Annotated in this window: 26 protein-coding genes; 11 read left to right on the top strand and 15 right to left on the bottom strand. The window is 66.1% G+C overall.

The window, feature by feature from the left end; genetic code table 11:
- Positions 1–40 precede the first annotated feature (40 nt).
- From OIM94_RS10295 to OIM94_RS10285, 3 genes are all read left to right on the top strand, one after another.
- Positions 41–607 carry an HNH endonuclease gene (locus OIM94_RS10295; protein ID WP_264606643.1) on the top strand — a complete coding sequence of 189 codons (567 nt, stop codon included), beginning with the start codon at positions 41–43 and terminating at the stop codon, positions 605–607.
- A gap of 125 nt (positions 608–732) precedes the next feature.
- Positions 733–2,952: a transglycosylase domain-containing protein gene (locus OIM94_RS10290; RefSeq protein WP_264606642.1), complete on the top strand. Its 2,220-nt coding sequence runs from the start codon at positions 733–735 to the stop codon at positions 2,950–2,952.
- Between the two features lie 65 nt (positions 2,953–3,017).
- Positions 3,018–3,887, top strand: coding sequence for a 3-hydroxyacyl-CoA dehydrogenase NAD-binding domain-containing protein (locus tag OIM94_RS10285; protein WP_264606640.1), 870 nt, complete (start codon positions 3,018–3,020; stop codon positions 3,885–3,887).
- Positions 3,888–3,973: 86 nt separating this feature from the next.
- On the opposite strand, the gene OIM94_RS10280 is transcribed toward OIM94_RS10285, so the two are convergent.
- The 3 genes from OIM94_RS10280 to ispG all read right to left on the bottom strand — a co-directional run bounded on the left by OIM94_RS10280 (position 3,974) and on the right by ispG (position 6,624).
- Positions 3,974–4,960 carry a class I SAM-dependent methyltransferase gene (locus OIM94_RS10280; RefSeq protein WP_264606639.1) on the bottom strand — a complete coding sequence of 329 codons (987 nt, stop codon included), beginning with the start codon at positions 4,958–4,960 and terminating at the stop codon, positions 3,974–3,976.
- A 222-nt stretch (positions 4,961–5,182) separates the two neighbouring features.
- Complete coding sequence (locus tag OIM94_RS10275) at positions 5,183–5,503, bottom strand: hypothetical protein (RefSeq protein ID WP_264606638.1); 321 nt, start codon at positions 5,501–5,503, stop codon at positions 5,183–5,185.
- On the bottom strand, positions 5,500–6,624 hold the full coding sequence (gene ispG / locus OIM94_RS10270; RefSeq protein WP_264606637.1) for a flavodoxin-dependent (E)-4-hydroxy-3-methylbut-2-enyl-diphosphate synthase: 1,125 nt from the start codon (positions 6,622–6,624) through the stop codon (positions 5,500–5,502). Before ispG ends, OIM94_RS10275 begins: the two co-directional genes overlap by 4 nt.
- 100 nt (positions 6,625–6,724) lie before the next feature.
- On the opposite strand from ispG, the gene OIM94_RS10265 reads away from it, so the two are divergent.
- Together OIM94_RS10265 and OIM94_RS10260 are read left to right on the top strand one after the other, a co-directional pair.
- On the top strand, positions 6,725–7,669 hold the full coding sequence (locus OIM94_RS10265; protein WP_264606636.1) for an isoaspartyl peptidase/L-asparaginase family protein: 945 nt from the start codon (positions 6,725–6,727) through the stop codon (positions 7,667–7,669).
- Between the two features lie 39 nt (positions 7,670–7,708).
- Positions 7,709–8,554 carry a S1/P1 nuclease gene (locus tag OIM94_RS10260; protein ID WP_264606635.1) on the top strand — a complete coding sequence of 282 codons (846 nt, stop codon included), beginning with the start codon at positions 7,709–7,711 and terminating at the stop codon, positions 8,552–8,554.
- Here the strand turns inward: OIM94_RS10260 and OIM94_RS10255 are convergent.
- Positions 8,551–9,222 (bottom strand): esterase/lipase family protein, encoded by a 672-nt coding sequence (locus OIM94_RS10255; protein ID WP_264606634.1) that lies wholly within the window; start codon positions 9,220–9,222, stop codon positions 8,551–8,553. The genes OIM94_RS10260 and OIM94_RS10255 overlap by 4 nt on opposite strands.
- 128 nt (positions 9,223–9,350) lie before the next feature.
- On the opposite strand from OIM94_RS10255, the gene phhA reads away from it, so the two are divergent.
- From phhA to OIM94_RS10230, 5 genes are all read left to right on the top strand, one after another.
- Positions 9,351–10,235, top strand: coding sequence for a phenylalanine 4-monooxygenase (gene phhA / locus OIM94_RS10250; RefSeq protein WP_264606633.1), 885 nt, complete (start codon positions 9,351–9,353; stop codon positions 10,233–10,235).
- A 76-nt stretch (positions 10,236–10,311) separates the two neighbouring features.
- The gene (locus OIM94_RS10245; RefSeq protein ID WP_264606632.1) at positions 10,312–11,202 is read left to right on the top strand and encodes a DMT family transporter; all 891 of its coding nucleotides are present in this window, start codon (positions 10,312–10,314) and stop codon (positions 11,200–11,202) included.
- A complete protein-coding gene (locus tag OIM94_RS10240) occupies positions 11,199–11,678 on the top strand; it encodes a GNAT family N-acetyltransferase (RefSeq protein ID WP_264606631.1) in 480 nt (159 codons plus the stop codon). The genes OIM94_RS10245 and OIM94_RS10240 overlap by 4 nt, the downstream gene beginning before the upstream one ends.
- Entirely contained in the window at positions 11,678–11,998 is a 321-nt protein-coding gene (locus OIM94_RS10235; protein WP_264606630.1) for a DMT family transporter, read from the top strand. Before OIM94_RS10240 ends, OIM94_RS10235 begins: the two co-directional genes overlap by 1 nt.
- Positions 11,999–12,182: 184 nt before the next feature.
- The gene (locus OIM94_RS10230; RefSeq protein ID WP_264606629.1) at positions 12,183–14,429 is read left to right on the top strand and encodes a TIM-barrel domain-containing protein; all 2,247 of its coding nucleotides are present in this window, start codon (positions 12,183–12,185) and stop codon (positions 14,427–14,429) included.
- An 18-nt stretch (positions 14,430–14,447) separates the two neighbouring features.
- Here the strand turns inward: OIM94_RS10230 and OIM94_RS10225 are convergent, their stop codons facing one another.
- The 8 genes from OIM94_RS10225 to OIM94_RS10190 form a co-directional block, all read right to left on the bottom strand.
- Positions 14,448–15,590 (bottom strand): CehA/McbA family metallohydrolase, encoded by a 1,143-nt coding sequence (locus OIM94_RS10225; RefSeq protein ID WP_264606628.1) that lies wholly within the window; start codon positions 15,588–15,590, stop codon positions 14,448–14,450.
- 41 nt (positions 15,591–15,631) lie between these two features.
- Positions 15,632–16,156 carry a DUF1345 domain-containing protein gene (locus OIM94_RS10220; protein WP_319801121.1) on the bottom strand — a complete coding sequence of 175 codons (525 nt, stop codon included), beginning with the start codon at positions 16,154–16,156 and terminating at the stop codon, positions 15,632–15,634.
- A gap of 140 nt (positions 16,157–16,296) precedes the next feature.
- A complete protein-coding gene (ppa, locus tag OIM94_RS10215) occupies positions 16,297–16,836 on the bottom strand; it encodes an inorganic diphosphatase (protein ID WP_125976617.1) in 540 nt (179 codons plus the stop codon).
- Between the two features lie 36 nt (positions 16,837–16,872).
- On the bottom strand, positions 16,873–18,777 hold the full coding sequence (locus tag OIM94_RS10210) for a M61 family metallopeptidase (RefSeq protein ID WP_264606627.1): 1,905 nt from the start codon (positions 18,775–18,777) through the stop codon (positions 16,873–16,875).
- A gap of 151 nt (positions 18,778–18,928) precedes the next feature.
- On the bottom strand, positions 18,929–19,981 hold the full coding sequence (locus OIM94_RS10205; RefSeq protein WP_264606626.1) for a ribonucleotide-diphosphate reductase subunit beta: 1,053 nt from the start codon (positions 19,979–19,981) through the stop codon (positions 18,929–18,931).
- A 14-nt stretch (positions 19,982–19,995) separates the two neighbouring features.
- Positions 19,996–20,313, bottom strand: coding sequence for a hypothetical protein (locus OIM94_RS10200; RefSeq protein ID WP_264606625.1), 318 nt, complete (start codon positions 20,311–20,313; stop codon positions 19,996–19,998).
- Positions 20,310–20,531 carry a hypothetical protein gene (locus OIM94_RS10195; protein WP_264606624.1) on the bottom strand — a complete coding sequence of 74 codons (222 nt, stop codon included), beginning with the start codon at positions 20,529–20,531 and terminating at the stop codon, positions 20,310–20,312. The genes OIM94_RS10200 and OIM94_RS10195 overlap by 4 nt, the downstream gene beginning before the upstream one ends.
- Positions 20,528–20,863: a hypothetical protein gene (locus OIM94_RS10190; protein WP_264606623.1), complete on the bottom strand. Its 336-nt coding sequence runs from the start codon at positions 20,861–20,863 to the stop codon at positions 20,528–20,530. The genes OIM94_RS10195 and OIM94_RS10190 overlap by 4 nt, the downstream gene beginning before the upstream one ends.
- Before the next feature lie 98 nt (positions 20,864–20,961).
- On the opposite strand from OIM94_RS10190, the gene OIM94_RS10185 reads away from it, so the two are divergent.
- Complete coding sequence (locus tag OIM94_RS10185; protein WP_264606622.1) at positions 20,962–21,225, top strand: DUF2171 domain-containing protein; 264 nt, start codon at positions 20,962–20,964, stop codon at positions 21,223–21,225.
- A gap of 370 nt (positions 21,226–21,595) precedes the next feature.
- Here OIM94_RS10185 and OIM94_RS10180 read toward each other — a convergent pair whose 3' ends face one another.
- From OIM94_RS10180 to OIM94_RS10170, 3 genes are all read right to left on the bottom strand, one after another.
- The gene (locus tag OIM94_RS10180; RefSeq protein ID WP_264606621.1) at positions 21,596–21,733 is read right to left on the bottom strand and encodes a hypothetical protein; all 138 of its coding nucleotides are present in this window, start codon (positions 21,731–21,733) and stop codon (positions 21,596–21,598) included.
- 43 nt (positions 21,734–21,776) lie between these two features.
- Positions 21,777–22,334, bottom strand: a complete 558-nt coding sequence (locus tag OIM94_RS10175; protein WP_413716350.1) for a fasciclin domain-containing protein — start codon at positions 22,332–22,334, stop codon at positions 21,777–21,779.
- A gap of 245 nt (positions 22,335–22,579) precedes the next feature.
- Positions 22,580–24,469 carry a ribonucleoside-diphosphate reductase subunit alpha gene (locus tag OIM94_RS10170; protein ID WP_264606620.1) on the bottom strand — a complete coding sequence of 630 codons (1,890 nt, stop codon included), beginning with the start codon at positions 24,467–24,469 and terminating at the stop codon, positions 22,580–22,582.
- Between the last annotated feature and the right edge of the window lie 204 nt (positions 24,470–24,673).

Here is a 24,673-nt window from a genome sequence, read left to right as displayed (position 1 = left end):
CGCAAAAGGCGAGGCACCGAAATCGAGGGTGAGGTTCTGCATGTACCATCCCGATCTGATCCGCCATCCGGATGGGTGCCCGGCGCTCGTGCTGAACGCCGATTACACCCCGCTCAGCTATTATCCCCTGAGCGTTTGGCCTTGGCAAACCGCGATCAAGGCCATCTTCCTCGACCGCGTGGACGTCGTTTCCTATTATGAGCGGGAGGTGCGAAGTCCCAGCGCGGTGCTGAAGCTTCCTTCGGTCATCGCGCTCAAGCAATATGTTCGTCCCTCGCAATTCCCTGCCTTCACCCGGTTCAATCTGTTCCTTCGCGACAAGTTCGCGTGCCAATATTGCGGATCGCATCGCGATCTAACGTTCGACCACGTCATCCCCCGCGCCCAGGGCGGCCGCACCACCTGGGAAAATGTCGCCACGGCCTGCGCCCCCTGCAATCTGCGCAAGGGTGGCCGCACCCCTCAACAGGCCGGCATGCCGCTCTACATCCAGCCGATCCGGCCCACGAGCTGGCAGCTCCAGGAGCATGGCCGGCGCTTCCCCCCCAACCATCTCCACGAAACCTGGCGCGACTGGCTCTACTGGGACATCGAGCTGGAGGCTTGAACCCGCTACGCTGAAAGCGCGGCGAGGGTTCGCGACGACGATCGTCGGGTCCGTGCGGTGCGCGTCCTGGCGGAATATCCTCGTGTGTTATTGCGATAACACAGATAGTCGGCTAAGGCGGGAACATGGCGCGCGAGCCCGGTTCTCCTGACAGTCGATTCCCGTTGCGGCGCGAGGACGCCGGCGACGATGTAGCGCAACCCCACGGCTGGCGCCCGCAGGGCCGTCGCGACACGCGGGAGCCGATCTGGCGGCCCGGCATGACGCCCGGCGAAAGCGCCGCCGCTGCCGGTGCCTTCCGGCCCGGACAAAGTGCCCGCGGCGGCCTCGACGGCGGCGACGATCTGCCGCCTGCGTCTGGGGCAAAACGCGGGATCCGCTGGGGCCGCTGGATCATCCGCGGCCTTGCGGTCTGCATCCTGCTGTTCGTCGCCGCGGTCGCCTGGCTGGCGATCACCGCGCCGCTGTCAAAGTCGCTGCGGCCGCCGGCACCGCCGTCGATCACGTTGCTTGCCGCCGACGGTACGCCGATCGCGCGGCGCGGCGCGGTGATCGGCGCGCCGGTCGACGTCACCAAGCTGCCCGATCATGTCGCGCAGGCATTCATCGCGATCGAAGACCGTCGCTTCTACAGCCATTGGGGCGTCGATCCGCGCGGCATCGCCCGCGCGATGTTCCACAATATCAGCTCGGACGGGGGCTCGCAGGGCGGCAGCACGATCACCCAGCAGCTTGCCAAGAACGCGTTCCTCACCTCCCGCCGCACCTTCGGACGCAAGGCGCAGGAAGTATTGATCGCCTTCTGGTTGGAGGGATGGCTGAGCAAGGATGCGATCCTCTCGCGCTATCTCTCGAACGTCTATTTCGGCGACAATGTCTACGGCCTGCGCGCCGCGGCCCAGCATTATTTCTCGACCACGCCCGAACGGCTGACGCTGAGCCAGGCCTCGCTGCTGGCCGGGCTGGTCAAGGCGCCAAGCAGATTGGCGCCCACCGGCAATCTGGACGGCGCGCGCGAACGGCAGCGGCTGGTGATCGGCGCGATGCAGGAAGCCGGGTTCATCACGGCGGCGGAGGCGAGGCGCGTGCGCCCGGCCGTGCTCCGGGTGCAGGACCGCGACGAGCAACTGCCGAGCGGCACCTATTTCGCCGATTGGGTTCTGCCCGAGGCGCGGGACCGGGCCGGCGGCGTCGCTACCGAGCAGACCGTGACGACGACGCTGGACACCCGGTTGCAGGCAGCGGCCGAGCGCGTGATCAAGGCGTCGGGCCTGGGCAAGGCGCAGGTCGCGCTGGTGGCGATGCGGCCGGACGGACGCATTGTCGCGATGGTCGGCGGGCGCAACTATGCCGCCAGCCCGTTCAATCGCGCGACGCAGGCGCGGCGCCAGCCCGGCTCCGCCTTCAAACTGTTCGTCTACCTCGCCGCGCTGCGCTCGGGCATGACCCCGGACACGATGGTCGACGACACGCCGGTGCAGATCGGTGACTGGAAACCCTCGAACAGCGATGGCCGCTATGCCGGCCGGATCACGCTGCGCCAGGCGATGGCCAAGTCGAGCAACGTCGTGGCCGCCCGGCTGATCCAGAAGCTGGGCGTCGGCCGGGTGACGCAGGCGGCGCGCGATCTGGGCATATCGACACCCCTGGGCAACGACGCGTCGATCGCGCTCGGCACGTCGACCGGCTCGCTGCTCGAACTGACCGCCGCCTATGCCGCCGTGGCCAATGGCAGCTATCCGGTGCGCCCGCGCGGGCTGGACGAGGAGGAGTCCGCCGATGACTGGCTGGCGCGCCGCCTGGGCGGACCGAGCCGGTTCGATCCGCGGTTGCTCGACGATCTGCGCTCGATGTTGGGCACCGTCGTGCAGAACGGCACGGCGCGTGCGGCGGCGCTGCCGGTGCCGGCCTTCGGGAAGACCGGAACGACGCAGGATGGGCGCGACGCGCTGTTCGTCGGCTGGGCGGGCGACCTCGTGGTCGGCGTGTGGATCGGCAATGACGACAACAGCCCGGTGTCGGGCGCGACCGGTGGCGGGTTGCCGGCACATATCTGGCGCGACTTCATGGTCCGCGCCCTCGGCCTTACCCTGCCGCCCGCGCCGGTGGAGGAGGACAACGTCATCGACGAGAATGCCGTCGGTCTGGACGAGGTGCTGAACGGCGCCGGCGTGCAGATCGACGAGGAGGGGGTGCAACTCGACCTCGGGCGGGTGCGCGAGCTGGTGCCCGAGGGCGAGGCACGGGACGCGATTCCGCGCAACGTGCGCATCCCTGCGCCCGGGCTCGATGCCGACCGCCGCCGCCGCGACACGCCGCGCGATGACCCCGAGGGCGAGGAATGATCGCGCGGCTGGTCCTTACGCGCACGAGCCGGTAGGAGACCCGCCAAAGCAATCAGGAGACGGACATGAAGACGGTAGGCGTGATCGGTGCGGGCCAGATGGGGGCGGGGATCGCCCAGGTGTCGGCGCAGGCGGGCTATGCCGTGCTGCTGTCCGACGTCGATCAGGCGCGCGCCGAAGCGGGCAAGGCTGGCATCGCCAAGCAGCTGAGCCGGGCGGTCGAGAAGGAAAAGATCACCGCCGCCGATGCCGAGGCCGCGCTCGGACGGATTACGCCGATCTCGGATCTCGCCGCGATGGCGCCCTGCGAGCTGGTGATCGAAGCCGCGACCGAGCGGGAGGCGATCAAGCGCCAGATCTTCGAGACGGTGGGCAAGGCGCTGGGCGCCGAGGCGATCCTCGCCAGCAACACCTCGTCGATCCCGATCACCCGCCTCGCCCAGGCGGCGCCGGACCCTGCCCGCTTCATGGGCGTGCACTTCTTCAATCCCGTGCCGGTGATGGGGCTGATCGAGCTGATCCGCGGCCTCGCCACCAGTGATGCGACGGTGGCCACCGTGGAAGCGTTTGGCCAGTCGCTGGGCAAGCGGATCGTCCATGCCAATGACGCGCCGGGCTTCATCGTCAACCGCGTGCTGATGCCGATGCTCAACGAGGCGTGCTTCGCGCTCGGCGAGGGCGTGGCAACGATCCCCGATATCGACGCGGCCTGCCAGCTGGGGCTCAACCACCCGATGGGCCCGTTCACGTTGGCCGACTTCATCGGGCTCGACACCTGCCTGGAGATCACCCGCGTGCTGTTCGAAGGCACTGGCGACCCCAAGTTCCGCCCCGCGCCGCTGCTGGTGAAATATGTCGAAGCCGGCTGGTACGGCCGCAAGACCAAGCGCGGCTTCTACGATTATACCGGTGCGGAACCCGTGCCGACGCGGTGAGGACTACCGGAGGGGCGGTGCAGACAAGCGGCGATCCCGTGCGGGCAGCCGAATGGCGGAAATCGCCCCCTCGCGCCCGACCTCCGCTATGCCTGTTGGAACTGGTAGATGGTTGCCCAGTGCGAGTTGGGGTCGGTATACACCCGACACGTAAAGCCCGCCTGTGCGAACAGATCGAGTAGGAACTCCCGCTGGAAGCCAAGCTCCATCCAGCCACGGTGCCGCATAACCGCGACATTCTCCCAATCCAGCCTAAATCCCCAAGGGTAAGGGAGCTCCGGACAATGCTCGTCAAAAATAGGTTCGCCCGCCAGGATAACCCTGCCGCCCGGCGCAAGCAGTGATGGCAGCTTCTCGATAAGGCTGAAAAAGTCAAAGCAGTGGTGAAAGCTTTCGTAGAATAGGACCAGTTTATAAGCATTATCGTTGCCGGCGGGATTTAAACCGAACTCCCCTTGATGCGGGGTCAGCGATGCGAGGAAGTGTTCCGCGGAGCGCTTCACTACTTTGCAGAAGGCGGGATTGATGTCGACGGTGTCGACGTGGGCGCCAAGCCGAGCCAGCGCCAGAGCAGTCTGGCCAAACCCTGCGCCATATTCCAGCACGCGATCACCCGCGACCAAACCGCTGCGCATCACTATGTGGCCCATCGCGATGATTTGGGCACCGGCGTAGTGGAGATCGGATGATGCATAAAAGGCAGGCCGAACTAGGGCATCTGCGTCCGCGATTTCCGGTGTGTCTTCATGCTCGACAGGGCTATATGTCGTTCGTCCCGTTATGGCGCTCCACAGACGAAGCATCTGATTGCGGAACGCTTGCGAGGTTGGAGACTGCGAGTGCTCAAACCAACTCGGGAGCGCAAGTACATGGCCATGCCAGCCGTCCAAATTCCCGATCTGGAAATCCAGGGCTGCGCTATCGAGATCGTCGAGCGTCATCTCCTGGCGCCGCCCGCCCGTCGACATACGGGAACCTGTCCGGTCGTCCTGCCGAGCAAGCGGCACGCTCAAATGACCGGCGCTCGTGAAGGGAGCGCGACGCATGAACTCCCGGACGATGTGTCGGATCATCGTAGTAAGGTCTCTCACGAATGGGAACGTTTCTGTAGCCTACATCAACGTCCCCGGGGACGGCATCAAGCGGTATCCTCACCGAATAATAAACGTTGCGAAAATGCAAACGGTACAAGAATTCGCCAGCGTGGCGAAGGCAAGCGTATTCCCCGCTTTACTTCGGGTGCCTATACCCTTGAACGCGATGCCAACCGGCGTTGAGCATACATGAACCATGTCCTACGTACGACGCACCGCACTCTGCGTCGCGACGGCTTCGGCCAGCGCCGCATCCACCAGTGCGAGGAGCATCCCTGCGGCGGGTAGCGCCACCATTGCGGCGAGCATCACCGGCATCCGCTCGCCCCCCGCTGATGCCAGCACCGCCAGCCGGAGGGTCGGCACCAGCAACGCCGCCCACATGCCCCGGCGCAGCCAGCGTGCCGCCCAGTTGCGCCAGCCGGTTGCATCGCTGCGCCACAGCAGCGCCAGCCGTGCGGCGAACAGCCCCGTCACCAGCGCGCCCGCGTCGATCAGCGCGGCATTGGGCTCGGGATTCACTCGGCCGCTTGGGCCGGCTCGGCGTTCGCGGCTTCGATCTCGGCCGCCTTGGCCTCCACGAGCTTGACGATGTGATCGAGCATGTCGGCATCCTCGACCGTGTGGTCGGTCAGGCCCGAGAGATAGACCATGTGCTTGCCGTTTCCACCGCCCGTCAGGCCGATGTCCGTCTCGCGCGCCTCGCCGGGGCCGTTGACCACACAGCCGAGCACCGAGAGCGACAGCGGCGTGCGGATGTGCTGGAGCCGTTCCTCCAGCGCCTGCACGGTGCGGATCACGTCGAAGCCCTGGCGCGCGCAGCTGGGGCAGGAGACGACACGGACGCCGCGGTTGCGGATGCCCAGCGCCTTGAGGATCTCGAAGCCGACGCGCACTTCCTCCTCGGGTTCGGCCGAGAGACTGACCCGAATGGTGTCGCCGATGCCGAACCAGAGCAGCGAGCCGATGCCGATCGCGGACTTGACCGTGCCGCCGACAAAGCCGCCAGCCTCGGTGATACCCAGGTGCAGCGGGCAGTCCACGGCGTCGGCCAGCTGCTGATAGGCGGCGACCGCGAGAAACACGTCGCTCGCCTTCACCGCGACCTTGAACTGGTGGAAGTCCCGGTCCTGCAGCAGCTTGATGTGATCGAGCGCCGATTCCACCAGCGCCTCGGGGCACGGCTCCCCGTATTTTTCCAGCAGGTCCTTCTCGAGGCTGCCGGCATTGACGCCGATGCGGATCGAGGCGCCGTTGGCCTTGGCGGCGTTCACCACTTCGTTCACCCGGTCGGCCGAGCCGATATTCCCGGGGTTGATGCGCAGGCAGGCGGCGCCGGCATCCGCGGCTTCCAACGCTCGCTTATAGTGGAAATGGATGTCGGCGACGATCGGCACGCGCGCGGCGCGGACGATCTGCTTGAGCGCGGCGGTGCTCTCGACGTCCGGGCAGGAGACGCGGATGATGTCCGCGCCGGCCTCCTCGCAGCGGCGGATCTGGTCGATCGTCGCCTTCACGTCGGAGGTGGCGGTGTTGGTCATCGTCTGCACCGTCACCGGCGCATCGCCGCCAACGGGCACGTTGCCCACCATGATCTGACGGCTTTGCCGCCGGACGATATCGCGCCAGGGTCGTACGGACATGGCCGCCATATAGGCGCAACGGAGGGCGGCGGCTAGCCGGACCTTGGTTGGATCGCGCGATCTGCTAGGGACGCCCTACAAATTCAGCCGGAGCCCCTCGATGTCGACCCAATTCTCCAAGTGCCGCTGGACGCTGGCGATCCATGGCGGTGCCGGCAGCATGCGGCGCGGCGAACTGGCCGAGGCGCAGGAGGCGGGCGCCACCGCCGGCCTGAACGCCGCGCTCGATGCCGGCGCGGCGGTGCTCGAGACCGGCGGCTCGGCCGTCGAGGCCGTACAGGCAGCCGTGCAGGTGCTGGAAGATGACCCCCATTTCAATGCCGGGCGCGGATCGGTGTTTACCTGGGAGGGCGGGCACACGCTCGATGCGGCGATCATGGACGGGGCGAGCCGTGCGGCGGGGGCGGTCGCCGGGTCAACGACCACGCGCCACCCCGTCGCGCTGGCCCGCGCGGTGATGGAGAAGAGCGTCCATGTGCTGCTCGCAGGCGAGGGCGCGGATCAATTCTCGCGCGACCAGGGGCTGGAGCAGGTCGACAATGCCTGGTTCGGTACCGAGGAGCGCCGCCAGCAGCTCGACTGGATGAAGGCCGATACGGCGCGCGGCGGTTTCGATGTCGACATGAAGTACGGCACGGTCGGTGCGGTAGCGATGGATGCGGCTGGCCATGTCGCGGCGGCGACCTCCACCGGCGGCCTCACCGGCAAGCGCTGGGGCCGGGTGGGCGACTCACCGCTGATCGGCGCGGGCACCTATGCCGATGATCGCGCCTGCGCGATTTCCGCCACCGGCTCGGGGGAGTTCTTCATCCGGGAGGGCGTTACCCATGAAATCTGCGCCCGCATGCGCTTCCTGGGCGAGACCGCGGGCCAGGCTGCGGCAGTGGTGATGGCCGATGTGAAGGCGATGGGCGGCGTCGGCGGCGTGATCCTCGCGGCGCCCTCGGGAGAGCTCGACTGGTGCTTCACCACCCCCGGCATGTATCGCGGCAAGGCTTGGGCGGACGGCACGCGCGAGATCGCGATCTACGAGGACCAGCGCTAACCCATTGAACGGGAGAGGGGGCGGCCCTAGGGGGCGACCATGAGTCGCATCCTCCTTCTCCTCGCCGCGCTGGTCGGCTTCGGCGCCGCCTCGCCCGCTTCCGCCTATTGGGAATATGGCCATGAAACGGTCGGCGCGATCGCCTATCGCAACGTGACCCCGCAGGTTCGGGCGAAGATCGATGCATTGCTCCGGCGCCAGGCCCTGCTCGAAACGCCGACCTGCCCCGCCGGCACCATCGAGGAGGCCGCCGTCTGGGCGGATTGCGTCAAGACGCTGGGGCCGCGCTTCAGCTATGCCTATTCGTGGCACTATCAGAACATCGATATCTGCAAGCCGTTCGACCTCAAGCCGCCCTGCCGCGACGGCAATTGCGTCTCGGCGCAGATCGAGCGCGACGTGAAGCTGCTCAAGGACCCAAAGGTGCCGCTGCGCGAGCGGGTGATGGCGCTGGCGTTTCTCGTCCATTTCGTCGGCGACCTGCACCAGCCGCTGCATGCCGGCGATCACAGCGATCTGGGCGGCAACCAGGTGAAGACCAACTACGGCGCGTTCACGAGCGCCAAGCTCAACCTGCATTCGGTGTGGGACGGCTATCTGGCCGAGCGTGCCATCTCGCAGCCGCCCTCGCCGGTGCGGGTGTACAGCGCGGGCGAACGCACCGCGATGTGGGGCGGCAGCGTCGCCGACTGGAGCCGCGAGAGCTGGCAGGTCGCACGCGACACGGTCTATCCCAGTGCGGCCGGCGACGGCGTCTGCACGGCGGGCGCGCATCCGGCGCAGCTCGACGAGGCAACGATCGCGAAGCTGGTGCCGGTCGCGCGCCAGCAGGTGGTGCGTGGCGGCCTGCGGCTGGCCAGGCTGCTGGACGAGGCGCTCGGCTAGGACAGGCGCTGTTCGGCGAGCGCCTGCGCCACCGCCGAAAGTACCTCGGCACGCAGTTGCACCCAGAGGTGGCTGCTGCGCACCTCCACCGCACGACAGGCACTGGTGCGGCAGTTCAGGCCGTTGACCAGCCCGTCGCTGCGGCTCCAGATCGCCGTTGCAGGCATCGGCAGCGGGGCTGCGGCTTCCGCCAATTGGCCGAGCAGGGCGGGATCGTCGATCCGTTCGCCGCTCAGCCACTGGAAGGGGCGCCAGACATTGGTGGCGCTGGGGTGGCCGGCGAAGGGCGAACTGATCGTGATCACGCCGCGCACCATCTCCGGATGGCGATGCGCCGCGACGCGCGCCATGATCCCGCCGAGCGAGATGCCGACCAGCGTGACCGGCTGCCCGGTCACGAGGTGGAGTTCGGTGATCCGCGCCATCAGCCGTTCGCCCGCCGCGCCGATCGTGCGCGTCCCGAAATTGCGGCCCAGTCCCCAGCCATATGCGCGGTAGCCCAGTCGGTGGAGATGACGGCGCAGAACCAGAAGCGAACGGTCCGCGTTGAACAGGCCCGGCAGCACCAGCACGGGGCGGCCGTCGCCGCGAGGGTTTTCCCCAAGCGCGCGCCAGTGGGCGGCGAGTTCCGCCAGACCATAGAAGGCGCGCGGGAGTTCGGCGAGCATCGCCAGCCTTGGCGGGGGAACGCGCTCGTCCTTCGGTACGGGCCAGGCGGGGGCCCTGCGACGCTCCTCGGCTTGGCGCGGGGCTGCGCGCCGTTTCGTTGCATTTGCGACGATGCTATAGCGCCGCGATGAACAAGGAAACGCATGTGCTGGACCGGCCGCCCGAGGGTGCTGCGCCGGACTGGACGATCCCGCAGGACTGGGCAGCGTACACGCCCGAGGAACATGCCACCTGGGACACGCTGTTCGCCCGCCAGGCGAAGCTGCTGCCGGGCCGTGCCTCCTCCGCCTATCTCAAGGGACTGGAGGCGCTGCGACTCTCCGAGCGGGGCATTCCGAACTTCGAGGAGCTTTCGGAGCGGCTGATGCGGCTGACCGGCTGGCAGGTCGTCGCGGTGCCGGGCCTTGTCCCAGACGACGTGTTCTTCGATCACATGGCGAACCGTCGATTCGTCGCAGGCAACTTCATCCGCCGGCCGGACCAGCTCGACTATATCCAGGAGCCGGACGTGTTCCACGACGTGTTCGGCCATGTGCCGATGCTCGCGGATCCCGTCTTCGCCGATTACCTCGAGGCCTATGGCCGCGGCGGGATGCGCGCGCTCGAACTGGGAGCGCTCAAGCAGCTCGGACGCCTCTATTGGTACACCGTGGAGTTCGGGCTGGTCGAGGAGGCGGAGGGTCTGCGAATCTATGGATCCGGCATCGTCTCCAGTTCGGCCGAAAGCGTGTTTGCGCTGGACAGCGACAGCCCCAACCGCATCCGCTTCGACATGAAGCGGGTGATGCGTACCGACTATCGCATCGACGATTTCCAGCAGAACTACTTCGTGATCCCCAGCTTCGAAGCACTGCTGCGAGAGACGGTGGAGACCGATTTCGCGCCGCTTTATGCCGAGATCCTCGCCCAGGCGGACATCCCGATCGCGGCGATATTGCCGGAGGACGACGTGGTCACGCGGGGCACGCAGGCCTATGCGGAGAGCGGGGGCAAGGAGGGTGGCGATCGTTGAGGTGACAGCGGCGCAAGCGTAGAGGGCATTCGGCTAAGGGCTCGCCATTCCCGGTCGACCCGGCTACCCGATCCGCATGCCCCGTTCGCCCCGCATCGCCTTCCTCGTCGCCGCGCTGGGAATCGCCAATTATTCGGTGATGGACGCCGTGATGAAAGGCATGTCGATCGCGCACGGCGCCTATAGCGCGGTGCTGTGGCGATCGATCGGTGCGATCGTGCTGCTGGGGCCGATTTTCCTCCTGCGCCGTACGCCATGGCCGCGCCGCGCCGCGCTCAAGCTCCACTTCGCCCGCGGCGTGCTTGCGGGCACATCGGTCGTGCTGTTCTTCTGGGGGCTCGCACGGGTGACGATGGCGCAGGGCATCGCGTTAACCTTCCTTGCGCCGCTGATCGCGATGTTCCTTGCCGCCGCCTTTCTGGGCGAGAAGATCCGCCGCGCCGCAATCGGCGGCTCGCTGATCGCCAGCCTGGGCGTGCTCGCGATCGCCGCAGGGCAGGTACAGGCGCATGCCTCTACGCAAGTCGTGCTGGGCTCGATCGCCGTCTTCGTCGCTTCGATCCTCTACGCCGGCAGCCTGATCCTGCTGCGACAGCAGGCGCAGGTCGCGGATCCGATCGAGGTCGCGCTATTCACCAGCCTCGTGCTGGCGCTGGTGATGCTGCCGGGCGCGCCCTGGTTCTCCACCCTGCCGGCGGTCACGCTGTGGCCGTGGATCCTGGGGGCGGCGCTGGTCGGCTCGGTCTCCGCAGTGCTGCTCGCCTGGGCCTATGCGCATGCCGAAGCGCAGGTGCTGGCGCCGGTGGAATATACGGCGTTCGTCTGGGCAGCCCTGCTCGGCTATGTCGTGTTCGACGAGCGCGTCTCCGGTTGGACGGTCGGCGGCGCGTTGCTCATCATCCTGGGCTGCCTCGCCGCGATCCGCGGAAGGGTGGCAGCCGCCCCGCAGACCGAGGCCGCCGCATGACAAACATCCGTTTCGCCACCGTCGCCGACGTGGCCCAGATCCTCGCCTTCATCCGAGAACTGGCCGATTATGAGCGCGAGCCCGATGCCGTGTTGGCAACGGAGGCGATGCTGGAGGCTGCGCTGTTCGGCCCGCGACCGGCGGCCGAGGCGATAATCGCGGAGAGCGGGGACGGAGCGCCACTCGGCTTCGCGCTGTTCTTCCAGAATTTCTCCACCTGGACCGGGCTGCCCGGCATGTATCTGGAAGACCTGTACGTCACCCCCGCCGGCCGCGGGGCCGGCGTGGGCAAGGCGCTGCTCCGCCATCTGGCCGGTATCGCGGTCGATCGCGGCTATGGCCGGTTCGAATGGTCGGTGCTCGACTGGAACCAGCCGGCGATCGACTTCTATAGCGCCATGGGCGCGGTCGGCATGGAGGAGTGGACCGTGCAGCGCGTGAGCGGCGAGGCACTGGCCCGGCTGGCGGGCCGCTGATGGCCTGGGTCTATCTGATCGTCGGCGGGTTGTGCGAGGTGGGCTTTACCACCTGCCTGCGCTTCATCGACGGCTTTCGCAGCATCCCCTGGACGATCGGCTTCCTCGTCTCGGTCACCGCCTCGATGCTGCTGCTCGAACTGGCGGCGCGGACCATCCCGATGGGCACCGCCTATGCGGTGTGGGGTGGAATCGGCGCGCTGGGCACCGTGATCGTCGGCATGCTCTGGTTCGGCGAGCCGATCACGCCGGTGCGCCTCCTGCTGATCCTGGGACTCGTCGGCTGCATTGCCGGGCTGCGACTGGCCGGCGGCCAGTAAGACCCTGACGGGGCTAGGCAAGCGCTTTCTTGTCTGACAACATGATGGCAAAGATCATGATGTCGGGGGAGGAAAGTCGATGAACGCCAGGTCGCTCCTGCTGTTGGGCGCAGCATGTCTCCTCCCGAATGCGCAGAGTTTTGCGGCGCCCGCCGCCCTGGCACCTGCGGGGACGAGCGCGGGCGTGGCCCTGTTGGCGCGAGACGATACCGGGCTGCGCTTCCGGACCGATCAGGGGGTGCTGGTCCTCACCCTCTGGGGCGACCGCATCCTGCGCGTGACGATGCTGCGGGAAGGCGCCGAGCGGACACCCGACGTCGCGCTCGTCGGCGCGCCGGCCCGGGTCGCCTGGACGCTCGACGAACAGGCTGACCGCTACCTGATCGCCACCCCCGCGATGCGCGCGAGCGTCGATCGCAGGACGGGGGCGGTGGCGCTGCTCGGCGGGGACGGCAAGCCGCTGATCGCCGAAGCCAATCTGGAGCGCCGCAAGCTCGGCGGCGCGCCCGATGCCGAGGGCGCGGTGCGCATGCTCTTCACCCTGCCGGAGGGGCGGGCGGTGTACGGCCTCGGTCAGCATCAGACGGGGCTGCTCGACTATCGCGGATCGATCGTGCGACTCCAGCAGGCAAACACCGATGTCGGCGTCCCGGTGCTGGTCTCGCCCGCCGGCTTCGGGCTGTTCTGGAACAATGCCTCGGTGACCGAAGTGGCCGTGGATACCCCGCAGGCCGGAGGAAGGGCGCTGTTCCGCTCGAGCGCGGGCGAGGGCGTGGATTACTTCCTGTTTGCCGGGCCGGATGTCGATCAGGTGATCGGTGCCTATCGCCAGCTTACCGGCGCCGCCTCGCTGCTGCCGCGCTGGGCCTGGGGGCTGTGGCAGTCAAAGGAGCGCTATGCCTCGCAGGCCGAGCTGCTGGGCGTGGCGGCGGAATATCGCCGGCTGGGCATTCCGCTCGATGCGGTAGTGCAGGACTGGCAATATTGGCCCGCCGGGCGCTGGGGCAGCCACGAGATGGACCCGAGCCGCTACCCCGATCCAAAGGGCATGCTCGATGCCCTGCATCGGCACAATCTGCACAGCATCGTCTCGGTTTGGCCGCGTCTCGATGTCGGACTGGAGAACACCAGGGCGCTGGAGGCGATCGGCGGACTGTACCCCAGGACCTACCCCAATGTGTATCCAGCGGGCCAAGGCCGCTGGTACGATGCCTTCTCGGCCAAGGCGCGCGCGCTCTACTGGCGGCAGATCTCGGAGCGCCTCGGGCGTGCGGGGTTTGACGGCTATTGGCTGGACGGCAGCGAGGCCGAACTGGGCGGCCAATGGGGCGAGATGGCCGAGGTGAACACCGCGCTGGGGGCCGGTGCGCTGGTCTACAATGCCTATCCGCTGCTGCATACGACCGCCGTGCGCGACGGCATGGCGGCAGAGTACCCTGCCAAGCGCCCGCTGCTGCTCACCCGCTCGGCCTGGGCGGGGCAGCAGCGCAACGGTGCCTTTACCTGGTCCGGCGATGTCAGCGGAAGGTGGGACGTGTTCGCCCGGCAGATCCCGGCGGGCGTCAACTTCTCGATGACGGGCAACCCTTTCTGGTCGGCGGATATCGGTGGCTTCTTCGGCGGCAGCCCCAGGGACCCGGCCTATCAGGAGCTGTTCACCCGCTGGCTGCAGTTTGCCGTGTTCAACCCGATGTTCCGCATCCACGGCACCGGCGAGGGCAAGGAGGTGTACAGCTTTCCCGAGGCGGTGCGTGGACCGCTGCTCGATGCGGTGGCGCTGCGCTACCGGCTGCTGCCCTTCGTCTACGCGCAGAGCTGGCAGGTGGCGACGCACGGCGCGTCGTTCCTTTACCCGGCTGGCATGGTTTTTCCGAACGATGCGAAGGCGCAGGACCTGCGCGACCAGTATCTGTTCGGGCGCGGCCTGCTGGTCAGCCCGGTGATCGAGCCGGGGGCGACGGCGCGGGCGGTGTACCTGCCCGCGGGTACCGAGTGGATTGATTTCTGGACGGGCGCGCGCCATGCCGGCGGTGCGACGCTCCAGGTCGCCGCCCCGATCGGACAGATCCCGGTTCAGGTGGCGGCGGGGACGATCCTGCCGCTGGGATCGCCGGTGCAATATGCGGATCAGTCCCCGGACCGGCCGATCGAGCTGCGCGTCTATCGCGGCGCCGATGGCCGCTTCACCCTGTATGACGATGCCGGGGACGGCCAGGGCTGGCAGCGCGGCGAGCGCGCGACAATCGATCTGGTGCTCAACGACAAGGCGGGCACGCTGACTATCGGCGCGCGCGCGGGCCGCTATCCCGGCATGGCGAAGACGCGCCGCTTCCGCGTGGTCACCGTCGCGCCTGGCACCGGTGTCGGTCTTGCCGAGGCACCGGGCCGCGAGGTCGTCTATGATGGCAAGCAGCAGGTGGTGGCGCTGTAACGGCGCCACCACGGACGATCAGAAGTTCGGGTCGAAGTTGAAGAAGATCGGGTTGGAGATCGCCACCATCGGCCCCGCGACCTTCTGGAAGTTGTCTACCCCCGGATAGGGCGTCTGCGGGCCTTCCACCTCGATCCGATAGTAGCTGCGGCCCATGGCGTCAGGCGTGTCGGTAAAGCCGACGCTGCCGTCCGCGCCGAGGTCGAGCGTGGCGAACACGTCTGCATTCTTGATGATACGGACCTGATAGGCCCCCTCTTCCCGCTTGCCCGAAAGGCGCACGGTGAAGCGCACCGGCCCGGCAGGCGCCTTGGCATTGTCCCCCATCATCATGTCGGCCTTGCCATCGCCGTTGACGTCGGCGGTCAGCTCGACGCGCGGTGCATAAGGGTTGGCGCTGATCGAGGCGCGGCCGCGGCCGATCGCGGCGATCACCGCCTCGCGTGTGCGCCCCGGCGCGAACACCCAGGTGGTCGGCGTGCCGATATTGTTCGCGGTCGCCTCCAGTGCCTGCGGGGCGGTGCTGCCCGGCACGGTGCCATGGTGCGAATCGCTCCCGCCGCGGGCGCCGATCTTGCGGCCCGAGCTCAGCATGTCGTCCCACACCATCAGGTTGGTCTTGTTCGGCGCCCAGCGGACGGTGTTCCACACCTCCAGCGAATCGACCATGTCGTAGGAATAGCCGAAATGGTCCTTGTTGGTCGGGTGGTTGGCCGAAAGGTGGACGTCCAGCCCGTCCTTGACCTTCTGCACCGCCACATCGCGCGCATCGCGGATGTCGAACAGCTTCTTCTCGTCATAGGGCTTGGCCGAGAGGATCACGGCATGGCCGCGCACCGTCGTCCATTCCGCGCCGTAGAGCAGCAGGAGCTTGTCCGAACGGAATTCGGGATCCGACCAGGTGTTGTGCGCGGTATCGCCGTTCACATGGTTGTCGTGGTCGCTGATCAGCAGGAAGTCGAAGCTCGCGCGCTCGGCATCGGCAATGATCCGCGCCACGGAATGGTTGGTCGAATCCTTGCTGTGCCGCGAATGGACGTGCAGGTCCCCCTTCATCCACACGCCATCGGTAAGGCTGGCGACGACGAACTTGTCGTTGGTCTGGGCAGAGGCGGCAGGCGCAAGCAGCACGGCAAGCGCGAGAGCGGCGACACGGAACATGGTTTCTCCGGCAGGCGAGGAACGGGCGGACGCCCGCCCGCTCAACTACCGCCGAGAACGTTGATCGTGAAGGCCACGACGCCCAGATTGAACACAAAGGCTGCAAGGCAGTGCAGCGTCACTACCCGCCGCAGCTGCCGCGTGGTGATCGACACGTCGCTGGTCTGGAAGGTCATGCCCAGGCAGAAGGCGAAGTAGATGAAGTCCCAGTAGTTGGGCTCGGGAGTCTTGGGGAACTCCAGCCCGCCCTTGTCGCGGCCGCCCGGTGCCTCGCTGTAGAAGAGATGGGCGTAATGCAGCGCGTACACGCCGTTGCTGAACGTCCAGCTGAGCGCGAGCGTGCCGATGATCAGCGCTAGTTGCGCGGGCTGGGGCGCCTTGCGCTCCATCAGCTCGCTGGCGATCGCGATCAGGATGATGACGGTGACGGCGCCGGTGATGCCCAGCAGCACCAGCCGGTTCGCATCGTTGTTGCAGGCCGAGCGCCGCATCGCATCGGACTGGTGCTTGAGCATCGGTATGCACAGCGCCAGGAACAGCGCGGCGCCGATATCGAAGGCGAGCATCGCGCCGGCGCGGATGCCGAGCTGCGGTACCAGAAACAGCCCTGCCGCAACGGTGGTCGCTGCGAAGGCGAGAAAGCGCGGCGGCGCGAGGACGTTGCCGACCCCTCGGGGTCGTGCCCCGCGCCGCCGCGGATTCTGGCTCAGGCTGCCTTGGCCTTCTTCGCGGCCTCGATCGCCTCGAGGACGATCTGGCGCGCTTCGGCGGCATCGCCCCAGCTGCCGATCCGCACCCACTTCTCGGACTCCAGGTCCTTATAGTGGGTGAAGAAATGCTCGATCTGCTGCAGCACGATTGAGGGCAGGTCCGAACGCTCGCCGACGTCCGAATAATAGGGGAAGGTGCTGTCGACCGGCACGCAGACCAGCTTCTCGTCGCCGCCGGCCTCGTCTTCCAGCTTCAGCACCGCGATCGGGCGCGCACGCACCACGCAGCCCGGCACGAAGGGTGACCGGGCGATGACAAGCGCGTCGAGCGGGTCGCCGTCGGGCGACAGCGTGTGCGGCACGAAGCCGTAATTCGCCGGGTAACGCATCGGCGTGTGCAGGATGCGATCGACGAACAGCGCACCGCTGGCCTTGTCGAACTCATACTTCACCGGTTCGCCGCCCGAGGGAACCTCGATGATGACGTTCAGATTGTTCGGCGGATCATCGCCAATGGGAATCAGATCGATGCGCATAGTGTCTCTAAACCTTGGTTGGCAGCGTCGCCCGTCTCAGCGGGCTTGCAGCAGCTTGTCGAGGCCAGCCTCTCCTTCGACCGTCTTGACGAGGTGCGGATAGCGCAGCCCATCATGATAGTCGATGCTAACCTCTCGGTAACGATCGTCCCGTTTCAGGGTAAGCTGGATCGGCGCCTTGGTGCCCTTGGCGGCCTTTACCGCGTCAATCAGCGCCTCGGTGGAATAGGCGCGGCCGTTCACCGCGACGATCTCGTCGGCGACAGTGATGCCGGCCTTGAATGCCGGGCCGTCCCAGGCGACGCCCGCGATCCCGCGCTTGCCGACGGCGAGGCCCAGCGAATAGCTGAGGTCGGCAGTACCCGGCCGACCCATCTTGTTGGGCACCTCGGTATAGACCAGCTTGTAGCCGTTGCGCTCGAACCCCTTGAGCGGTGCGCGCTCGGACACGTCGTGCAGCCGGGCAGTAAGCAGGCTGCGCCAGTCATAGGGCTGCACCGAGTCGAGCGTCTTCACCACGTCGTCGAAGCTGTAGGTCACCTCGCCATAGTCGCCGTCGCGGCCGCCGAAGAAGATGCGGGCGAAATCGTCGATGGACTTGGTGCCCTTGCTCTGTTCGCGGAGGATGGAGTCGACTTCCATCCACACCAGCAGACCCTCGTTGTAATAGTCCTCGCTGCGCTGCCAGCTGGTCCAGCCCTTGGGTGCCCGGGCGGTGATGATCGGATCGTTGGTGGTGTCGATCAGCGGCCGCCACTGCCGGCCGGCGCGGGTATCTAGGCTGGCCATGATGTTGGCATAGCCTTCCAGCGTCTCCTCCTTGGTGACGAGGCCCGAGCGCGCCTGAAAGACATAGCCCCAGAACTGGGTCTGGCCTTCATAGACCCACAGCGACTGGTCGCGCATCGGCATGCGGAAGTCAGGCGTCCACAGCTCGGCGCCACGGCGATACTTGCCGTCCCAGCTATGGGTATATTCGTGCGGCAGCAGGTTGCGCGCGGTCGGCTGCTCGGCCCATTTGGTGAAATAGCCGGGGGCCACGCCGTCTTCCGAGCTGCGGTGATGCTCGAGGCCGATCCCACCCATCTTGTCGCTGATCGACAGGAGGAAGTGGTAGTGATCGTAGTGCTGGGCGCCGAAGGTTTTCACCGCCTGTTCGACGAGGCGCTTGTGCGCGGCGATCTGCTCGGGCTTGGCCTCCAGCTCCTCGGGAGTGTCGGCGACGACGTCCAGCGTCACGCGCTCGGAGAGCGGGAACTTGCGGTAATAGCGACCTGCGATCACCGGCGAATCCATCAGGATCTCGTAGCTGGTGGTCTCATAGGCATAGGTCGCGCCGTTCACCTTGGCGGGCACCGCGCCGGCGGCGGTCCAGCCTTCAGGGTATTTCACCGTGGCCTGGATCGGGATGCGGCGGGTGAAATAGCCGGCAGGATAGAGGCTGAGCGAGTTGAACTGCAGGCTCATCATCTCGGGGGTCATCACGATGCGGCCCTGGTTGCCGTCGGTCGCCGAGACGAACTGGAATTCGGCCTCGATGGTCTTCGCGCCGGCGGGCACGTCGACATGGAAGGCGAACACGTCCACCGCATCGCGCGTCCAGGGCAGGCGCTTGCCGTTCGCCTTGATCTGCAGGCCCGCCAGCTTTTCGATCTCGCCACGGGGACCGTGCTTGCCGGGCAGCCATTCGGGGAAGAGCAGGGTAAGGCGGCCGCTCTTGGCGACGGGGATCGTCTCGCGCACCCGGAAGATGCCGCGCAGTGTGTCGGTCGCGTCGATGTCGACCTTCAGCGTGCCGGGATAAGCGATGTCACGCGCGGCCGGGATCGTTTCGACGATCGGCAGCGGCTGCGGTGCGGAGTTCTGCGCGAGTGCGGGCGCGGTAGTGGCCAGCAGCAAGCCGGCGAGCGAGATGGCACGAACCAAGATGACAACCCCCATTTCAGGATCTTCGCGAGCAAGAAAGCGCTTCGTTCGGGCAACATTGTTGCTCGCGAATGTCCGGGGGGCAAGGGGATTTGGCCGCCGTCGCGTGGCGACCACAGTCGTCGCTCTCCCCCCTCCCGCACACGGTAGGGGGGAGAGCGACTCTTTACTCGGCTGCGATGCCGGCCTTGGCGAACATGTCGCCTTCGATCGCATCCTCGTTGGCGATCGTGCTGGTCTTGGCCTGGCGACGCTTGTCGAAGCTCTCCCAGACCTCGTTCCACTGGCCGCGCGTCGCCGCCTTCGAATATTCGGTGGCGCGCGTCTCGAAGAAATTGGCGTGCTCGACGCCGTTGAGCAGCGGGGCGAGCCAGGGCAGGGGGTGCTCGTCGATCATGTAGATCGGCTTGAGGCCCAGCTGGCCGAGGCGCCAGTCGGCGATGAAGCGGACATACTTCTTGATGTCCTTGGGCGTCATGCCGTTCACCGGGCCCATTTCGAACACCAGGTCGATGAACGCGTCCTCGATGCGGACGGTCTTCTGGCACATGTCCAGAATGTCGTCGCGCACGCTCGGCGTCATGCAGTTCCGTTCCTTGCAGAAAGTGTGGAACAGCTTGATGATGCCCTCGCAGTGCAGGCTCTCGTCGCGGATCGACCAGGTGACGATCTGGCCCATGCCCTTCATCTTGTTGAAGCGCGGGAAGTTCATCAGCATCGCGAAGCTGGCGAACAGCTGCAGCCCCTCGGTGAAGCCGCCGAACATCGCCAGCGTCTTGGCGATGTCCTCGTCGGTATCGACGCCGAAGGTGCTGAGGTAATCATGCTTGTCCTTCATCTCCTTGTACTGGAGGAAGGCGCTGTATTCGGTCTCGGGCATGCCGATCGTGTCGAGCAGGTGGCTGTACGCCGCGATGTGCACCGTCTCCATGTTGGAGAAGGCGGTGAGCATCATCTTCACCTCGGTCGGCTTGAACACGCGGCCGTACTTCTCGTGGTAGCAATCCTGCACCTCCACATCGGCCTGGGTGAAGAAGCGGAAGATCTGGGTGAGCAGGTTGCGCTCGTGATCCGACAGCTTCTGCGCCCAGTCGCGGCAATCCTCGCCCAGCGGCACTTCTTCCGGCAGCCAGTGGACCTGCTGCTGGCGCTTCCAATATTCATAGGCCCAGGGATATTCGAAGGGCTTGTAGGTCTTGCGGGCTTCGAGAAGCGACATGGGGGTACTCCGGATCAGAACAATTTTTGAATGGCGAAGAGAAGGAGCGCTGCCCAGGCAACCAGCAGCAATGCTCCTTGAACGCGAATGGTACGAGGTGACTGGCCTTCCTCAGCCGCCTCATGGCTGCGGCGGGGCGTGAGAAGAAGTCGAAGGGCCTCGAAAATCCCGTGGGATGCGATGGCTACATATCCCCAGTGCATGATGTTGTCTTTGACGGGCAGCATGCTGAGCAGCCCCAGAATGCCAAGGCCTATAATCAGCTTCAGGGCAAACCAGTGCTTACTGGTTGCTTGATAGCCGCCGCGCTCGAGTTGAACGGTATCCCTCACGCCACCCCTCCCACGCTCGCAAAGGCCAGCGCGAAGCCGGTGAGGAACAGGCCGAGCGCGACCAGCATCATGCCGCCGATCCGCAGCGCATAGGTCGCCGGCTCGCTTGGCCGGATGCGCAGCAGCCCGCGCGCGGCCGCGGGGCGGAGGAGGACGATCAGTCCTGCCGTGCCCGAAGCGATGCCGAGGCCGGCCTGAAGGGCGAGCGTGCGCGTCATTGGTCGATCACCCGTCCGCGGACGGTCTTCATCCCATCGCGCACCACGATGCGTTCGCGATAGACGACCTTGCGGCCACCCTGTGCACCGACGCCGAGGAACACCACACCGATGAAGAAGCCGAAATCATACCAGCCACCATTGTTCGGCACCGCATAGACGGCGACGTCGGGCAAGATCAGCGACAGCCCCCAGGCGACGGGAAAGATGAAGCCGTGCCACAGCCCGAGCAGGAAACCCGGCGCCTGCGGCTGCACCGCGCTCGGCACCTGGTGCGCGCAGGCGGCGAGCAGGGCAAGAGCGGCAAAGGCGAGGAGGGCGCGGGGCTTCATGCGGCTATCCCTGCGTATGGCTGACGTCCCTTGGGGTAGCGTGCATCGATTGCCGTGCGCGTGCGTTCGGTGCGCGAACCCCTAGCAGGAGAAGACCCATGGCAGATCTGAGCGTAATCAAGGAGCATATGGAAGTCATTGGCGCCGATGGCGTCCATGTCGGCACCGTCGACAAGGTCGAGGGCGACCGCATCAAGCTGACCAAGAAGGATTCGGGCGCGCAGGTCGAAGGCGCCGAGGGCAGCCATGAGGGCCATCATCACTTCGTCTCGGGCGGCCTGGTCGCCGAGGTCGAGGGCGACACGGTGCGCCTGTCGGCCAATGCCGACGTAGCCGTCGAGCTGTTCGAAGAAGAAGCCTGACCGCCGGCGGCGGGGGCGGCGCATGCCTCCCTCGCCCTGCCGCGTGCACCGGCGTGCCTGGCCAAGCGTCGGCCACCGCGATCCCGCCATCCCTGCGGACAAGGCGCCGAAAGCGCGAAGGTCGATACGATGCAGGCGCATGCGATGCTGTCAGCGATACCTTACTCTGTGCAGGAGCCGGAGTTCGGCGCTGCCAAATCCACGGTCGCCGATGGTATCGAAACTGCGCGTGCGGCGCTACCGAAATAGCGTGTCTCAGCACGTTTTTGGTTGTGGATAATTCGACATCTAGAGGGCGCTTCGCGGGCACTACCCCCAGATATGGTATGCGGAGGGCCGGGACAGCTTGACGCAACCCCGGCCCCGGTAGTCAGGTGAAGGACCATCGCGCCGGAGCATCCGACGCCATCAGCGAAATGCGGAACGCGATCACCGCGATCCAGAACAACGCGAAAAACAAGGCACCCCATTTCAGGGCGACGCGCTTGCGGCGTTCGAGCTTCTGCATGATGTCAGCTCCTTTCCATCAGGATAGCATCAGGATAGCCCGATCAGGGCAGCAGCACGTGATCGACCACATGCACCACGCCGTTCGACTGCGGCACGTCGGCGATCGTCACCATGGCCTGCCCGCCCTTGGCATCGATAAGCACGACATTGCTGCCCGACAGACTGGCCTTCAGCGTCTCGCCCTGCACGGTCGTAAGCATCGCGGTGCCGCCGCCGGCCTTGATCTTGCCGACGAGCTGGGTCGCGGTGACCTTGCCCGGCACGACATGGTAGGTGAGGATGCTGGTCAGCGTTCCCTTGTTCTCGGGCTTGAGCAGCGTGTCGACGGTACCGGCGGGCAGCAGCGCAAACGCGGCATTGGTCGGTGCAAAGACGGTGAAGGGGCCCTTGCCGTTCAGCGTATCGACGAGACCGGCAGCCTTTACTGCCGCCACCAGCGTGGTGTGGTCGGCCGACTGCGAGGCATTCTCGACGATGGTCTTGCTGGCAACCATCTCGGCGCCGCCGACCGTCTTCGACTGCGCGAAGGCCGAGACCGGCGTTGCGGCGACGACGAGACCGCCCAGAGCGGCTATCATGAACTTGGAAACGGGCACCATTCTTCTCCTCATCCTGTAACAGGTGGAACAAGAACTATGGAACCATCGTCGCGTTGCGGCCCCCGTACTTAGGGGAAGTTTCATCCTTTTGTTCAAGTTGTTGAAAAAGGACGAATAGATACGGGCGCTGTATCGCGAACTGCCCCTTTGTGCAGTCCCCGAACGCAAAACGCCCTCCCTGTCCGGTGGACGGGAGGGCGCGACGCTTCCGGAGGACGATCGCAAACCGATCGCGGGTGCCCATCTTACTGACAGGCAAGGCACTCGTCGTAGTCGGTCGACTCGCCTAGGTCGAACTTGGGCTTCTCGATCGTGTTGTCGGCCTCGACCCCGCCGGCGAACCCGGCGCGCTGCACCGACTTCGAGCGGAGATAGTAGAGCGACTTGATGCCCAGCTCCCAAGCGCGGAAGTGGAGCATCAGCAGGTCCCACTTTTCCACGTCGGCCGGGATGAACAGGTTGAGCGACTGCGCCTGGTCGATGAACGGCGCGCGATCGCCCGCAAGCTCCAGGATCCAACGCTGGTCGATCTCGAAGCTGGTCTTGTATGTGTCCTTCTCTTCCGGCGTCAGGAAGTCGAGGTGCTGGACCGAGCCGCCCTGCTCGAGGATCGAATTCCACACCGCGTCGGAATTCTTCGACTTCTCCTTGAGCAGCTTCTCCAGATACGGATTGCGCACCGAGAAGGAGCCGCTGAGCGTCTTGTGGGTGTAGATATTGGCCGGGATCGGTTCGATGCAGGCGCTGGTGCCGCCGCAGATGATCGAGATCGACGCGGTCGGCGCGATCGCCATCTTGCAGCTGAAGCGCTCCATCACGCCCATGTCGGCGGCATCCGGGCATGGCCCGCGCTCGACCGCCAGCGCCATCGAGGCTTCGTTCACCTGCGCGCTGACATGCTTGAAGATGCGCAGGTTCCAGCTCTTCGCCATCGCGCCTTCGAACGGGATGCCACGGGCCTGGAGGAAGCTGTGGAAGCCCATCACGCCGAGGCCGACCGAACGCTCCCGCGCCGCCGAATAGCGGGCGCGGGCCATCTCGTCGGGCGCGCGCTCGATATAGTCGGTCAGCACGTTGTCGAGGAAGCGCATCACGTCCTCGACGAACAGCTTGTCCTTGTTCCACTCGTCCCAGGTCTCGAGGTTGAGCGAGGACAGGCAGCACACCGCGGTACGATCATTACCTAGATGGTCGCGGCCGGTGGGCAGCGTGATTTCCGAACACAGGTTCGAGGTCGAGACCTTGAGGCCCAGATCCCGGTGGTGCTTCGGCATGGTCGAGTTCACGTGATCCGAGAACACGATGTACGGCTCGCCGGTGGCGAGGCGGGTCTCGACCAGCTTCTGGAACAGCGCGCGCGCATCGACCGTCGAGCGGACCGAGCCGTCCTTCGGGCTCTTCAACTGCCATTCGCGGCCATCGCGCACGGCTTCCATGAACGCGTCGGGGATCAGTACGCCGTGGTGCAGGTTGAGCGCCTTGCGGTTGAAGTCGCCCGAGGGTTTCCGGATCTCGAGGAACTCCTCGATCTCGGGGTGCGAGATGTCGAGATAGCAGGCCGCCGAACCGCGGCGCAGCGAGCCCTGCGAAATTGCCAGCGTCAGCGAATCCATCACGCGGACGAACGGGATGATGCCGCTGGTCTTGCCGTTCAGGCCCACCGGCTCGCCGATGCCGCGCACGCTGCCCCAATAGGTGCCGATGCCGCCGCCGCGCGAGGCGAGCCAGACATTCTCGTTCCAGGTCTGGACGATACCGTCCAAGCTGTCCGGCACCGAGTTGAGGTAGCAGCTGATCGGCAGGCCGCGGCCCGTGCCGCCGTTCGACAGCACCGGGGTGGCCGGCATGAACCACAGCTTCGAGATATAGTCGTACAGGCGCTGCGCATGCGCCTGGTCGTCGGCATAGGCCGAGGCAACGCGGACGAACAGATCCTGATAGCTTTCGCCGGGGAGCAGGTAGCGGTCCTTCAGCGTCTCCTTGCCGAAATCGGTGAGCAGCGCGTCGCGCGCATGATCGACCTCGACCGGATAGGGCTGCGGCACGATCGCCTTGCTGTCGAGCGCCTTGCTGGCGGGGGCGGCTTCGATGGTGGCGGTCTCGTTCACGCTGTTCTCACTATCCCTGAATTCCATGACTAGGACCCCTGTCTTCCTTGCCTACGCAGTACCGACTCGGGGCATTAGCAATCGTAGCACCAGGCCGGTTTGCGCGAGAACAAAAAGTGTCCATCGGCCCGGCGCCCGGCACGAATTTACCCAAGCCGCATATGGCTATGCGGACAATGGGTTACCAGTGCTTGGGTTTGCCCCTTGGTGCGACCACTACAGATTGTGCCA

The sequence above is a fragment of the Sphingomonas sp. R1 genome (genome assembly GCF_025960285.1).
Taxonomy (GTDB): Bacteria; Pseudomonadota; Alphaproteobacteria; order Sphingomonadales; family Sphingomonadaceae; genus Sphingomonas.
Note: the sequence above shows the minus strand (reverse complement) of the source record. Positions and strands in the feature narration are given on the sequence as shown.